At 40.1% G+C, this 11,974-nt stretch carries 10 protein-coding genes and 2 pseudogenes; 7 read left to right on the top strand and 5 right to left on the bottom strand.

Annotation, left to right across the window (positions count from 1 at the left end; genetic code table 11):
- Positions 1–158: 158 nt before the first annotated feature.
- Positions 159–1,118, top strand: coding sequence for an orange carotenoid protein N-terminal domain-containing protein (locus tag HWQ42_RS06305; protein WP_292732386.1), 960 nt, complete (start codon positions 159–161; stop codon positions 1,116–1,118).
- Between the two features lie 895 nt (positions 1,119–2,013).
- Entirely contained in the window at positions 2,014–2,439 is a 426-nt protein-coding gene (locus HWQ42_RS06300) for a hypothetical protein (RefSeq protein ID WP_292810276.1), read from the top strand.
- Between the two features lie 121 nt (positions 2,440–2,560).
- Here the strand turns inward: HWQ42_RS06300 and HWQ42_RS06295 are convergent, their stop codons facing one another.
- Positions 2,561–3,445 (bottom strand): glycoside hydrolase family 75 protein, encoded by an 885-nt coding sequence (locus HWQ42_RS06295; RefSeq protein WP_292810274.1) that lies wholly within the window; start codon positions 3,443–3,445, stop codon positions 2,561–2,563.
- A 441-nt stretch (positions 3,446–3,886) separates the two neighbouring features.
- On the opposite strand from HWQ42_RS06295, the pseudogene HWQ42_RS06290 reads away from it, so the two are divergent.
- Together HWQ42_RS06290 and HWQ42_RS06285 are read left to right on the top strand one after the other, a co-directional pair.
- Positions 3,887–6,094: pseudogene (locus HWQ42_RS06290) on the top strand (ATP-binding protein).
- Between the two features lie 449 nt (positions 6,095–6,543).
- Positions 6,544–7,191, top strand: coding sequence for a methyltransferase domain-containing protein (locus tag HWQ42_RS06285; RefSeq protein WP_292810272.1), 648 nt, complete (start codon positions 6,544–6,546; stop codon positions 7,189–7,191).
- Between the two features lie 54 nt (positions 7,192–7,245).
- Here HWQ42_RS06285 and HWQ42_RS06280 read toward each other — a convergent pair whose 3' ends face one another.
- Positions 7,246–8,043, bottom strand: a complete 798-nt coding sequence (locus HWQ42_RS06280) for a dienelactone hydrolase family protein (RefSeq protein WP_292810270.1) — start codon at positions 8,041–8,043, stop codon at positions 7,246–7,248.
- 318 nt (positions 8,044–8,361) lie between these two features.
- Here HWQ42_RS06280 and HWQ42_RS06275 point away from each other — a divergent pair, with 318 nt between their 5' ends.
- The 3 genes from HWQ42_RS06275 (at position 8,362) to HWQ42_RS06265 (ending at position 10,438) form a co-directional block, all read left to right on the top strand.
- Entirely contained in the window at positions 8,362–8,901 is a 540-nt protein-coding gene (locus HWQ42_RS06275) for a DUF2267 domain-containing protein (RefSeq protein WP_292810268.1), read from the top strand.
- Between the two features lie 263 nt (positions 8,902–9,164).
- The gene (locus HWQ42_RS06270; protein ID WP_292810266.1) at positions 9,165–9,767 is read left to right on the top strand and encodes a hypothetical protein; all 603 of its coding nucleotides are present in this window, start codon (positions 9,165–9,167) and stop codon (positions 9,765–9,767) included.
- Positions 9,768–9,868: 101 nt separating this feature from the next.
- Positions 9,869–10,438: a Uma2 family endonuclease gene (locus HWQ42_RS06265; RefSeq protein WP_292810305.1), complete on the top strand. Its 570-nt coding sequence runs from the start codon at positions 9,869–9,871 to the stop codon at positions 10,436–10,438.
- 66 nt (positions 10,439–10,504) lie between these two features.
- Here HWQ42_RS06265 and HWQ42_RS06260 read toward each other — a convergent pair whose 3' ends face one another.
- The 3 genes and pseudogenes from HWQ42_RS06260 to HWQ42_RS06250 form a co-directional block, all read right to left on the bottom strand.
- A complete protein-coding gene (locus HWQ42_RS06260; protein WP_292810264.1) occupies positions 10,505–11,368 on the bottom strand; it encodes a hypothetical protein in 864 nt (287 codons plus the stop codon).
- Positions 11,369–11,374: 6 nt separating this feature from the next.
- Positions 11,375–11,485, bottom strand: a pseudogene (locus HWQ42_RS06255) (type II toxin-antitoxin system VapC family toxin); the annotation flags it as partial.
- A gap of 54 nt (positions 11,486–11,539) precedes the next feature.
- On the bottom strand, positions 11,540–11,923 hold the full coding sequence (locus HWQ42_RS06250) for a type II toxin-antitoxin system VapC family toxin (protein WP_292810262.1): 384 nt from the start codon (positions 11,921–11,923) through the stop codon (positions 11,540–11,542).
- Positions 11,924–11,974 lie beyond the last annotated feature (51 nt).

The following is an 11,974-nucleotide window of genomic DNA, read 5'->3' as shown; positions in this document are numbered from 1 at the left end:
TTTAGCAGTTATGATGCCATAGTGAATGATAATAATTCGGATTTGAATATCTAGAGATAATTGTGTCATTGAGGAAAAATGCTCTAGATTTATTCCCTAAGCTGCAAAATTGTAGCCGAAAGCAACTACTGAATAGCTAAATCTTTAAGGTAATAAGCATGAGTTATACTATCGATTCCGCACGCAATATTTTCTCTAGCACTCAAGTGGCAGATGCTGTTCCAGCTACTACAGCAATGTTTGCTAAACTCAACATTGAGGATCAACTAGCATTTCTTTGGTATGCCTACGCTGAAATCGGTCGTACAATTACTCCAGCTGCTCCCGGAAAAGCTAATCTCCAATTAATGGAAGGTATATTCAACGATATTAAGCGGATGTCTCATGAAGAGCAAACGCAATTAATGAGTGATTTAGCGAGTAATGCTGATACCCCTATTAGCCGTTCCTATGCATACTTTGGTGTCAATGCCAAGCTGGGATTCTGGTGGCAGTTAGGAGAGTGGATGAAAGAGGGTATCGTTGCTCCTATGCCAGTTGGCTATCAAATGTCAACTCAAGTTAAAGCAGTGCTAGAAGCTGTTCAGAGAATCGATCAGAGTCAGCAAATTACTGTACTACGCAATACTGTAGTAAATATGGGCTTCGATCCGTCTGTGGCTGATAACAAACAGGCAGAAGTCATAAACTTTAAGTTTCCACGTACATCCCTAAGCCCCCAATTTACTATTGAGGGAGTTACAGAACCGACAGTGCTGAAATACATTGAAGCGATGAATGCAGATAACTTTGAAGCTGCTGTTGCTTTATTTGCTAACAATGGTGCGCTGCAACCACCATTCCAAAAACCAATTGTTGGTCGAGAAGCAATCACTTCCTATCTACGAGATGAGGGACAAGGGTTAGTGATGAAGCCAACCAAAGGCGTTTCGGAAACTATCGAAGATGGTTATACACAGCATAAGATTACTGGTACGGTCGAAACTCCTTGGTTTGGAGGTAATGTTGGGATGAACATTGCTTGGCGATTTTTACTCGATCCTCAAGGTCAAATTTACTTCGTGGCTATTGACTTACTTGCTTCTCCAAAAGAACTGCTAAACTTAACTCGCAAGTAAAATTTCTTTGCTTTCTTAAATTGCGTTTCTCTAAGATGATGTTTTAAAAGGTTTTTTTGCTCTCATAGTTAGGAAAGTATTGCATCTTAGTACATAGCTAAAACCTGAATTTGGCGTTGTACTTAACCCACGCAGAACTGCGAAATTATAACTTTTAGGGCTTTTAAAACATCTTCTAAGAGGTTGTTTGAAAAGTAGTTGGCTGTATCTTTGCACTTATTGATCCCCCCTAACCCCCCTTAAAAAGGGGGGAACTGGAATCAAAGTCCCCCTTTATAAGGGGGATTTAGGGGGATCTAAAAAGATTTGATACATCACTAAGAACTTTTCAAACATCCTCTAAGCGTCATGACGATCATCAAATAAAATTTCAATCCATGCTTGGTTCACCTAAAACCGAGCTTTAGTCATGTTTTAGCAATTTCTAGCAGTTGTTTGGATTGCTCCCTTGAGGCACTATGTTTTGCGATCGCACTACCATCACAACGATCAAAACTAGTCATTGCAGCGCAAAAATATAGATAAAGTCAAATTTAGTTAGCAAAATAAGCTTTTACTTACTCAAAAGCAGCTTTTACTTTCTCATTTTGGTGTTTTCCGCAAGTCAAATGAGCTTTTACTTACTCAAAATGAGCTTTTGCTTTCTCATTTTAGTGTTTTCCGCAAGCAAAAGCAGCTTTTACTTTCTCATTTTGGTGTTTTCCGCAAGCAAAAGCAGCTTTTACTTTCTCAAACCCCAGTTTGCTTTCTCATTTCAGTATTTCGCGCATTCATGACAAATATCGCGCTTGTAGCAAAAACCATTGCAGATTTGCCAGAATTCTCTCAGGCTGAACTATACGTAAGCCTTTTAAGGTAAAGAATATTAACCGTACTCTATTAGAAGGTGTAGATCATGGCTCGGAGAAAAAGAACTTCTCTAGTGCTAGAAAAAGCAGTGCGTCGTGCGGCTAGCATCAACTCAATTGATCCAAGTTTAGATTTAGGCAATGGACTTACTTTACCTGCCTTTTCTACTCTAATCGAAACGATGCGAACTAGAGAAAATGCATATAACAGTGCCCTTTCCAGCTTGGATAAATTGTATCGTGAAATGCTGGAAACAGAAGGCGAGTTGGGAGATATGACAGAACACATGCTAATGGCAGTGGGGACTCGATATGGCAAAAGCAGTGTGGAGTACGGGATGGCGGGAGGAGTTCCTAAAAATCAGCGTCGTAAGGGACTGCGAGGGGAGTTGCCAATTCTCAATGATGAGCAACCGTCATTCGTTGCCAGTGTGGAGAGCAAGAATGGAAAGAAACCAGCAGCAACAACTTAGAATATGCTATTCTACTCAAACATTTTTTCAAGCAAAAATGATTGCGTAGACATCGCTCTCAGAAAAAGAGACGTAGCACTGCTACGTCTCTACTGCAACTAAATTTCCATCAGGTAAACTTTTATAGAGACTTTATCCGTTCTACGCCACCCCATATTTCAAAGAATCGTTTAGTTTCAGCTTCTATCTCTGAAATTGTTCTTGGCTGTCCATTCCCAGAACCCGGAAAAACAATATAAACGATATCCTTGGGAATTCCTCGCCTGACTCTTGATTGTACTAATGGATCGTTTCCCAGAGCCTGAGACAAAGCTATTGAACCCTCTCCAATCTGGTTTTTAGGCCCAACATCAGCATAAATTGCAAAAGCAAGTTTTTCATTGTTAGTGTTGTAAACAACTACAAAATCTCCTAATTTAACCCCTGTAGCCTTTCTAAAATCACCATTTCCCGGAAGAACAATATACGGAATCTTTGTTGAATCAACATAGCGACGTGGATTTTGTTTAACAAATCCAGAGTCAAATAATGCAGTTGTAGAAATATAGTATCCAGGATATGGATCAGTACTGCCTTGAATAAATGGATTGCCATTTTTATCTACAGCGAGTGCCCACCAGTTATCTGAATACCCAGCATTTGCCAAAAAATCAATCCCTGTATCTGCGGGGTGATAAGCATTAGGCGCACCATCAGCATTAATGCTCATCCCTGCTTCATAGAAAAATGCAGATTCTCCATTTGCCTGGAGAATGGGAATTTCACCAATTTTAAGCACAGTCTTGATAGAAAATTTTGTGACTGGACTCAGGAATTTTTGAGCGACAAAACCTTCTAAAGTTTTTCCTTCAAGAATAGTTGCAACCCTCCACCACTTTTCATGATCCGAATTTTTAATTTTAGATACAATACATCCTTTTGGAAGAGCTGCTATTTGATTAGCTTCATCAATAATCGGTGCTGAACGTATATTCAAACTATCTGATGTTACTTGAAATTGCTGCATAAATTACTCCCAATTTAAAAGTTGAAATCATGGAATTAATAAAAAAACAAATTTTGTGCTAATGCTATTACTAATATCTAGAACATCTCAAACTCTGATTTTTTTGTGTCACGCCAGCAGCGACAATTGGGAGTCAGCCAGTTGGGCGGGCAATGCCTGATTTCCCTGTGGGGAAACAAGGCAATACAGGAGAAAAAACCCCTGCAACGCACTCTACATCTAAATGTCACTTACTAAATCGCTGGATTTAGATCCCTGACTTTTTACAGACACCCGGAGGGTAGAAGTTGGGAATTTGGGCAGCAATTTTTGCTTGAGGAAGTAACATTCCACCCTATAGACGCTTTTGACTTGACAAAAAAATTTAAAAAAAGGTGAGTATGCGAACATCTTGGGAACTATAAAAGCAAATCAAATCAGCACAATTTTCAGCTTCCAGCAATGAAGACTCCCTATTTTAGAAAAGCTAAGGCGTTCCCATTACAGATTGTTCTTATTGTTCCCTTCCTTATCCAAATTTTTGCAGCGGTCAGTTTAGTGGGTTATTTGTCTTTTAAAAATGGACAAAGAGCAGTTAACGACCTAGCCGAACAGTTGATAGATCGCACCAGCGATCTAGTGGACGAGCATCTGAAGTCTTATCTTTCCATTCCGCAAACCCTTAATCAGATCAACGCAGATGCTATTCGTAGGGGACTATTGGATGTGGGCGTAGGCAAAGCCAGCCGTAGGCATCGCCAAACCCTTGGCAAGTATTTCTGGGATCAGATGCAGGCTTATGACCTAACTTATATTGGTATTGGACTAACGACAGGTGAGGGGCTAGGAGCTGCTCGTTATGATGGCAAAACTATTACCATTGATGATTGGACTGCCAAGCTTCCCAATAATACTTCCACTTATGCCACAGATAATCAAGGTAATCGAACTCAAATAAATACTCGATGGACTTGGAACAATTTTACTGAATCTTGGTATACCCAACCCATCGCTGCTGGTAAACCTATTTGGGCAAAGATTGTGACTGCAAATTTTCCAACGGGACCTTACATCAGCGCCTCTGCTAGTCGTCCGATTTATGATTCGCAAAATCGCTTATTAGGAATGATTGCAACAGACATTCACCTACTAAAACTCAGCAATTTTTTACGCAGTTTGGATATTAGTCAGTCTGGGCAGGTGTTCCTTTTGGAGCGGGATGGCACATTAATTGCCAGTTCCGGTACAGAGAAGCCTTTTGTCGTGGTTAATCAAGAGATCCGGCGATTGCGAGCGAGCGACAGTTCTGACCCAATAATCCAGAACGTTGCCAGACATTTCCAAACCTCTGGGTTTGGGTCTATCACCCAAGACACAGATTTTCAACTTCAGGTGGAAGGAAAACGGCATTTTGTAGATATTGTACCTTGGCGTGACAAGTATGGTTTGAATTGGCTGATGGTGGTGAGTGTGCCAGAAAACACATTCATGACCCAAGTTAACGCCAACACGCGCACTACCATCGCCCTTTGTTTTGGCGCATTAGTCCTTGCCTCAGTGATGGGCGTGTTTACCTCTCATTGGATTATCCGCCCGATTTTGCGGCTGAATCAGGCAAGTAAAGCAATGGCATTTGGTAATTTAAGTCAGACAGTAGAAACTAGCGGTATTCGAGAACTTAATACCCTGTCTAACTCTTTCAACCACATGGCAGGACAACTGCATGAATCGTTTACTGCTTTAGAGAAAAGCAAAGAAGAACTAGAAGAACGGGTAGAAGAACGCACTACTGAACTTAAAAATGCATTAGGGGAATTGCAACGTACTCAATCTCAAGTTATTCAAAGTGAAAAAATGTCTAGTCTGGGACAATTAGTGGCTGGAGTCGCACACGAAATTAATAATCCAGTCAACTTTATTCATGGCAACCTCGCCCATGTGCAGGAATATACCCAGGATTTATTAGCACTGATGCAGTTGTATCAGCAATATAATCCCTACCCTGCTGATGAAATTCAAACGGTTGCTGAAGACATCGATTTAGAGTTTTTGCAGTCAGACTTGCCAAAAATGTTGTCTTCGATGAGAGTGGGTACCGATCGCATTCGTCAAATAGTACTGTAGCTGCGGAATTTCTCTCGCATTGATGAAGCGGAATTTAAACGCGTCGATATTCATGAAGGCATCGATAGTACTTTGATGATTTTGCAGCACCGCCTTAAAGCTAAACCAGAACAACCTGAAATTGAGGTGATTAAAGACTATGGCACTGTACCCCTAGTAGAATGCTATGCCGGACAACTCAATCAGGTATTTATGAATATTTTAGTCAATGCGATTGATGCCTTAGAAGAAAATAATGCCAAGCTTACCTATCAGGGGATAGAGAACAATCCTAGTAGAATTAAGATTCGCACATCGATAGTTAATTCAACTTGGTTAGAAGTTGCGATCGCTGATAACGGAGTCGGTATTTCTAAAGAATTTCAGCAACGAATATTCGATCCCTTTTTCACCACCAAACCCATTGGCAAAGGAACCGGAATGGGTATGTCCATTAGCTATCAAATCGTCGCAGAAAAACATGGCGGTAAACTGGAGTGCTTCTCAACTCCTGGAAAAGGAACCGAGTTTATCATTCAGATTCCTCTGCGGCTCACGAATGGTTGAACTCTGAATTATGGCTGAGGCTGGGGGGAACAGGAAGATGTAGAGAGTTTTGGATTATACAGCAGATTTTAAGTTGAGGAGGGGTGTACTTCATTGACTTGTCAAGTGCTGTAAGTAACAATACCTTTGCCAATTTACGAAGCTTGAACAATGCTGTTTAGGGGGAATCACTCTGCATTATCGTAACAGTGCCATTGGTGCGTAGGCGTAGCCCGCCGGAGGCATCGCTATTTTTGATAATACACCAACCGCTCTTGTCACTTCGCTGCTATAGATATTGTTCGGTCAAAGGATATCAGAGAATATGTCTATTATGAAGTTTTTTTATTGGTAAGAGAATATACAATGAAGTTTTTTTATTGGTAAGAGAATATACAATTTTTGGGCGCTAACAGCTTATACAGTTGAACAGATAGTTCAAATCAGTAGTTCTGTTTGTTACAAAATCTATGCAAATACACCAGGTGATTGAAACCTACGATCAGGGATCGGTGGATTATGACGCAATTATGAAGCGTTACTGGCATATCGAACGCGAACCCTTAATTGCTTCCTTGCAGCTAAAGCCAGGACAAACTGCCTTGGATGCTGCGGTAGGAACTGGTCTTAATCTTCCAGCCTATCCTGAAGGTGTAAGTGTCGTCGGTGTCGATCTTTCTGAGAAGATGATGGATGAAGCACGTAAAAAGCTGGTATCCGCAGACATCATCTTTAAGGTATCGGATCTCTGCAATCTTGATTTTCCTGATAATACTTTTGATGCAGCAGCATCGGGATTTACCCTTTGTGTCGTTAGCGATCCAGTCCGCGCCCTTGCAGAGATCCTGCGAGTTACTAAGCCTGGTGCCTTGATTGCCATTCTCGATTACTGCAAATCCCAAGATCCAGAGATTCAGAAATGGCAAGAATTAATATCTGATAGTTCTTCACAGCTAGGCTTCCCCACTGGCAAGATCAAGTGGGATGCATTGATGGATTATGACGAATTGATTTACAATAGCAAGCTCCCCATTGAAGTGCTTGCAGACTATCGCACAGACAGTCCAAACCCGTTTTTATGTGGTTGTCAATTACTGCTTAAAAACTCAAAAGGTTAAAAGTAACAGTATCGCACTCTTGTTAAATGAGTGCGATATTTACGATCAGCCGGATTACAAGTGATTTTGAAACAGTTCTAAAACATGTTGCCAAGCATCAGGAGCCGCTTCTGGGTTATAACTTGGGTGCTGGGCTAAAAATGGGTATTGGTCTTTGAAGAATCCAGCGAAAAATCCGTGTCCGGCATCGTATCGAAATACACGATGATTTATGTGATGTTTCTTTAATTCCGCTTCAATTTGCTCGTTTTCTTCTTGGGAAACTAATGCATCTCTTGTGCCAAAAAATGCATAAATAGTACCTTTAATTTCCGAGGTGCGATTAATGGTTGGAGTCTCTTCACCATAACTAGCAGTGGTAATCCCGCCACCATAAAACGAAGCTGTGGCTTTGATATCGGGTAAAGTTGCAGCCATATAAGCAACATGACCGCCAAAACAGAAACCAATGACACCGATGGCATCATCTTTGACATTGGGTAAAGTTTTGAGGTAAGTAATGGTAGCTTGAATATCGCTGAATATCTCTTGATATTTTACTTGTTGATAGTACTCCAAACCCAACCGATAGGCTTCTGGACTAAACCCAACATCTTCAGCGCTAAAATCAGCCTCAAAACCGGGAGCAGTACGTTGATACATCGCCGGGGCGATCGCTATATAACCTTGTTTAGCGATTAGTTCGGTGATATCTCGAATATTACTATTGATGCCAAAAATTTCTGGAAAAACTATAACTGCGCCAAAGGTTCCATTTTGTGCTGGTTGAGCTAAGTAAGCATCGATTTTTAAGCCATTGTTAGGTACTTTGACATAGGAAGTGTGAATTTCAACGTTTGTTGTTTCTACCATCTTTGTTTTGGCTGCTTTTATACTAACTCATCTATTTTGACTGTTTTTTGATACCAATGGGCGATGTTTACAACGAGCAAAAACACTAAGAATATTGCTCTACTCAATAGATATGATATTTTCAGAAATTAAATATGTGTTATCCAGAACCTTTACTGGGGGGTAGTCCTGCTACCTGTATCCATGCAAATCAGATGAATTTCTAACTTTTGAATAAATGGTATCTCAAACTTCTGGATGATACTAAGGGTTTTTGATTTGTGCGACCTTACATAAGGTAAGCATAAAGACTCAAAATTAATAACCACAAGAAAAACAATGCCAGATCAAAGTTTTAGAACAAATATTCCAGAAGTTGACCCAACAGAGATTGAAGATACTCGAACTGCGATCGCTGACGAACATCACTCCTTTCTTGAAAAGGTTATGGTTAAAAGCGGATTTGCGGATTTGTATGACGCAAGAGACTTTACAGAAGTTGTGTATCGCGTCATGCGTGACTTAATGACCGCGGACACAATTGATCGCGTCGAGTCAGAACTGCATACAGAAGCTATACCTACAGATGAAAAAGCACTCCAGTTTGAAGTGGCTGAACTCTGGAAAGACACCAATCCGATTGTGAGATTTTTAAGTAAAATCCGTCAACCTTTAAAAGGCCCGGCTCCCATTGGAATTGATTCCAAGCTCTTTCTAACGCGAGTTGCTAATGAAGGAGGGGTTCCAGGATCAGTCGAGGCAGAACAGGCAGTTAAAGCGGTATTTTCTGCTACCAAAGACGAACTTTCCCCAGAGCGGATTCAGGAAATTGCTGGCGCGCTCCCTGATTATGTACGTCAGCTTTGGGATCAAGCTTAATTAGAAGTATAAAAAAGTTAAGTCTGTTTGCGAGTAGCGATCGCAAACAGACTTTTCATAGACTTTTCATATAAAAAGTGAAAAGAGACGTGGCAGTACTACATCTCTACAAGGGTTTTGAATAAAGCATATTTAATTTTTTGATATGTCTATTTATTAATTTACAACTTAAATCTGTGACAAAATAATATTGTTGTCTTATAGCCAGTGTGATGCCGACGGTGAGCTATACCAATGGTTACGACTTATGATTTCTAGCAATTATGCCTTATAGTCAGTTTACAACTATCAGTAAAGTTAAAGAAGCTTTCGGGTTAAAAACGCAAGAAGGTGGGCGATTTATTCCTGCTATTGAACCAATTGAAGCATCTGCTACACTGACGGCATATCTTGAAGAAAGTCTGTCACTTGTTTCTTCAGCAAGTGAAAAAGCGCGTTCCGAAGGAATTATTTACCCAGTATTATTAGAAGTTAGACGAATATTAAATCGCCAAATTAGCTTATTCTCTGGGGAAGATTTTACAGTTGATGAGGCAGTTGGACTTAATGGAATGTGTGATTTTCTTTTAAGTCGTTCGCCGGAAGTACTAGAAATTGAAGCACCTGCAATTGTGATTGTAGAAGCAAAAAAAGCAGATTTAAGAACTGGGTTTGGACAATGTATTGCAGAAATGGTTGCAGCACAAAGATTCAACGCCGCAAAAAATCGTCCAGTTGCCGTAATATATGGTTCTATTAGCAGTGGTACACAATGGCGATTCCTGAAGCTGGAGGATAATCTTGTCACCATCGACTTGACAGATTATCCCCTTCCACCTGTGGAACAAATTCTCGGATTTTTAGTTTGGATGGTTCAAAACAGTTGATAGATGCGTAGACATCGCATTGCAGGACGATATCACTTCACAAGCAAATCTGTGACAAAATAATATTGTTGTCTTATAGCCAATGCGATCGCTTACGACCTATGATTTCTACCATCTCGCGCCGCTACAGCTTGGATGAATATCGCGCGATCGAAGAAAAAGCCGAAGGACGCAGCGAATATCGAGATGGAGAAATTGTACCCATGCCTGGAGGAACGCTCAAACACAGCCGCATCGGTGGCAATATTTTTGCATTTCTGAAGTTTTTGCTCCGCGATACTCAATTCGAGCCAATTAACAGCGATTTACGGCTGTGGATTCCTGAACATCGACGCGGAGTATATCCAGATGTAATGGTTTTTGACGGCGAACCACAACTAAATGGCGATCGTTTAGATGAAGTTTTAAATCCCGTGCTGATTGTTGAAGTCTTATCTCCTTCCACCGCAGATTACGACAGACTCAGTAAATTTCGGATGTATCGCTCAATTGACAGTTTTAGCGAATATTTATTAGTCGAGCAGGATGAACCTTTTGTAGAACGCTATAGTAAACAAGCCAAAGGTTGGTTGCTCAGTGATTTTAGCGGCTTAGAGCTATCTATTTCTTTGGATTCAGTTAGTATTGAATTGCCGATGGCGGAAATTTATAGCGGCGTTGTTTTTGAGTGAATGAACCTGGGTTGAATGTGTTGTGCTTTGGGACAATGTATGAGTTAGGAGTAGTGCGATCGCAGGTTATCCGGCTATAAACTTACTATGAGAACCTTGAAAAGATTCTAGCGCATCCATACCATCACAAAGCAATACAACAGAATCTGATCTAGGTGATATGTGTTTGACCTCCTGCTTTTGCAGTAAAAAAATCGAGATAAACTCGTTGATTTCAGATTTTGTAGTTCCTGGCTGAAAAAATGCTAAGAAAAAAGAATACGATCTCAAATGAATCGCACGAAGAATTTTTTTGCGCCCATCATTTGATATAAACTGTGCAAAACCAATTCTATGAATATCCGGTTCCCAGCGCAATGCTTTGTTGTATGGTAATCCCGTTTCCTTAAGTTCAGATACCGAGAGGAAGCCAGGAGGTACAATTTGTAGAAAAAGCTCGAATTCAACTATAGGACTAGAGGCATTAAGTATGTATGGAACTAGCGGTGGATATACAAAATCATCAAATTTATGGATTCGTGCCGAATTGTAACACAGCTTTAAAAGCCATCGACATAGTAAATCATAATTGTATGAGAAATTTACGAACTCTCCACGCTCATGAATACGAAAAAAATATTTATCCCATAAAGCACATATATAAGCATCAAGTTGAGACAATACACCATTGTTGCAAATATCACAAACATCTCTAAGTTTGGGTTCAGTCTCAACTACTTTATCCAATCGGGAAAGCCAGAAAGAGTGCTGCTTATCTCCTCTCGACTTTTGGAGCCGTTGATGCAAAGAACGTGCCCAAAGATGTTCTTTGGTAAGCTTTGTATCTGTACGATTACAGTATGCACATGGCTGTTTAGATTTCATTGTAAATAAAGAAACTAGTAAGCTAACTCTCTCAGCATAACGGCTACAATTAATGTATGAATTCATCCGCAGCTATTCCCAGTCTTCGTACTTTAAGCCGTCAATACGGCTGAATTCACGGGTGTTGTGGGTAACAAGGGTAAGGTCATTTGCTAAAGCGATCGCAGCAATTAATAAATCATTACAGTGCAACGTACTACATAAATCTCAGTAGTAAATATCACAGTTGAGTATGCATTATGGGCGATTATTAGGGTTTTCAATCATTAATCCCTCACTTACAACTGCTGCATTCAACTCATTATCTGCGGACACAAAGGTAATAGGAGATAATCCATTAGCAATGCAAATAGTATTGACTGCACGACCTACTGATAGTTGGATAGCATCATAACCTCTTAAACCATAAATTTCAGAAAATACCATTCCAGAATTAATGATATTCTCTGTGATTTCAACAATTTGATAGTCTTTCTGTAAATCAATTTTGAATTGATTGCGTGTTACTGTTGCATCTGTAATGCTAATACTTCCACTGCGCGATCGCCTGGTAATTGCTGCTATAATTTCTACAGCAGTTATTGCTGCAATAAATACCTCATTATTGAGAGCCGGATCCAAAAGTGTTGAATGTTAAGAAAAATCCGATAAAAATAACCCAAAATATGGTAA

Source organism: Nostoc sp. JL23 (genome assembly GCF_017115065.1).
Classification (GTDB): Bacteria; Cyanobacteriota; Cyanobacteriia; order Cyanobacteriales; family Nostocaceae; genus Nostoc; species Nostoc punctiforme_A.
The sequence above is the reverse complement of the archived record's forward strand: the minus strand, read 5'-3'. Positions and strand labels throughout refer to the sequence as shown.

Bases quoted from the DNA above. Each gene is read 5' to 3' on its own strand.
- HWQ42_RS06260 (WP_292810264.1), bottom strand. From the start codon at position 11,368: ATGAATTCATACATTAATTGTAGCCGTTATGCTGAGAGAGTTAGCTTA.
- HWQ42_RS06265 (WP_292810305.1), top strand. From the start codon at position 9,869: ATGATTTCTACCATCTCGCGCCGCTACAGCTTGGATGAATATCGCGCG.
- HWQ42_RS06275 (WP_292810268.1), top strand. From the start codon at position 8,362: ATGCCAGATCAAAGTTTTAGAACAAATATTCCAGAAGTTGACCCAACA.
- HWQ42_RS06295 (WP_292810274.1), bottom strand. From the start codon at position 3,445: ATGCAGCAATTTCAAGTAACATCAGATAGTTTGAATATACGTTCAGCA.
- HWQ42_RS06270 (WP_292810266.1), top strand. From the start codon at position 9,165: ATGCCTTATAGTCAGTTTACAACTATCAGTAAAGTTAAAGAAGCTTTC.
- HWQ42_RS06285 (WP_292810272.1), top strand. From the start codon at position 6,544: ATGCAAATACACCAGGTGATTGAAACCTACGATCAGGGATCGGTGGAT.
- HWQ42_RS06300 (WP_292810276.1), top strand. From the start codon at position 2,014: ATGGCTCGGAGAAAAAGAACTTCTCTAGTGCTAGAAAAAGCAGTGCGT.
- HWQ42_RS06305 (WP_292732386.1), top strand. From the start codon at position 159: ATGAGTTATACTATCGATTCCGCACGCAATATTTTCTCTAGCACTCAA.
- HWQ42_RS06280 (WP_292810270.1), bottom strand. From the start codon at position 8,043: ATGGTAGAAACAACAAACGTTGAAATTCACACTTCCTATGTCAAAGTA.